At 48.7% G+C, this 1,133-nt stretch carries 1 rRNA gene; it reads left to right on the top strand.

The features are described from left to right. Window positions 1-147: 147 nt before the first annotated feature. A 16S ribosomal RNA gene (locus tag HMPREF1252_RS04595) occupies window positions 148-1,133 on the top strand; the annotation flags it as partial.

The raw sequence follows: 1,133 nt of genomic DNA, 5'->3' as shown, positions 1-1,133 counted from the left end.
TTATACTAAATAAGCTGTCACAAAAACAGCGAAGGAAAATGAAAATTAAATAGTGTAAGCAAAAAAACAAAGAATAAACCAAGCAAAATGCGAAAAGTTCTTAAAAATTCTTAAGAGAAACCAGAATTCGTATGAGCAACAAACTTTTAAATTGAGAGTTTGATCCTGGCTCAGGACGAACGCTGGCGGCGCGCTTAACACATGCAAGTCGAGCGATGAAATTTCGACAGATCCCTTCGGGGTGAAGATGAAATGGATTAGCGGCGGACGGGTGAGTAACACGTGAGTAACCTGCCTTTGACATTGGGATAGCCTCGGGAAACTGGGATTAATACCAAATGACACTAACTGGTCACATGATCAATTAGTCAAAGAAATTCGGTCAAAGATGGACTCGCGGCTGATTAGCTAGTTGGTGAGGTAACGGCCCACCAAGGCGACGATCAGTAGCCGGCCTGAGAGGGTTATCGGCCACATTGGAACTGAGACACGGTCCAAACTCCTACGGGAGGCAGCAGTGGGGAATATTGCACAATGGGGGAAACCCTGATGCAGCGACGCCGCGTGAGCGAAGAAGGCCTTCGGGTCGTAAAGCTCTTTTATGAGGGAAGATAATGACGGTACCTCAAGAAAAAGCCCCGGCTAACTACGTGCCAGCAGCCGCGGTAATACGTAGGGGGCTAGCGTTGTCCGGAATCACTGGGCGTAAAGGGTTCGCAGGCGGAATAACAAGTCAGATGTGAAAGGCATGGGCTCAACCCATGTAAGCATTTGAAACTGTAATTCTTGAGAAGTGGAGAGGTAAGTGGAATTCCTAGTGTAGCGGTGAAATGCGTAGATATTAGGAGGAATACCTGTGGCGAAGGCGACTTACTGGACACAAATCTGACGCTGAGGAACGAAAGCGTGGGTAGCAAACAGGATTAGATACCCTGGTAGTCCACGCCGTAAACGATGAGTGCTAGGTGTCGGGGGAGACCTCGGTGCCGGCGTTAACACAATAAGCACTCCGCCTGGGGAGTACGTGCGCAAGCATGAAACTCAAAGGAATTGACGGGGACCCGCACAAGCAGCGGAGCATGTGGTTTAATTCGACGCAACGCGAAGAACCTTACCAGGGCTTGACATACTGA

This window comes from Peptoniphilus sp. BV3AC2 (genome assembly GCF_000478945.1).
Classification (GTDB): domain Bacteria; phylum Bacillota; class Clostridia; order Tissierellales; family Peptoniphilaceae; genus Peptoniphilus_B; species Peptoniphilus_B duerdenii.
Note: the sequence above shows the minus strand (reverse complement) of the source record. Positions and strands in the feature narration are given on the sequence as shown.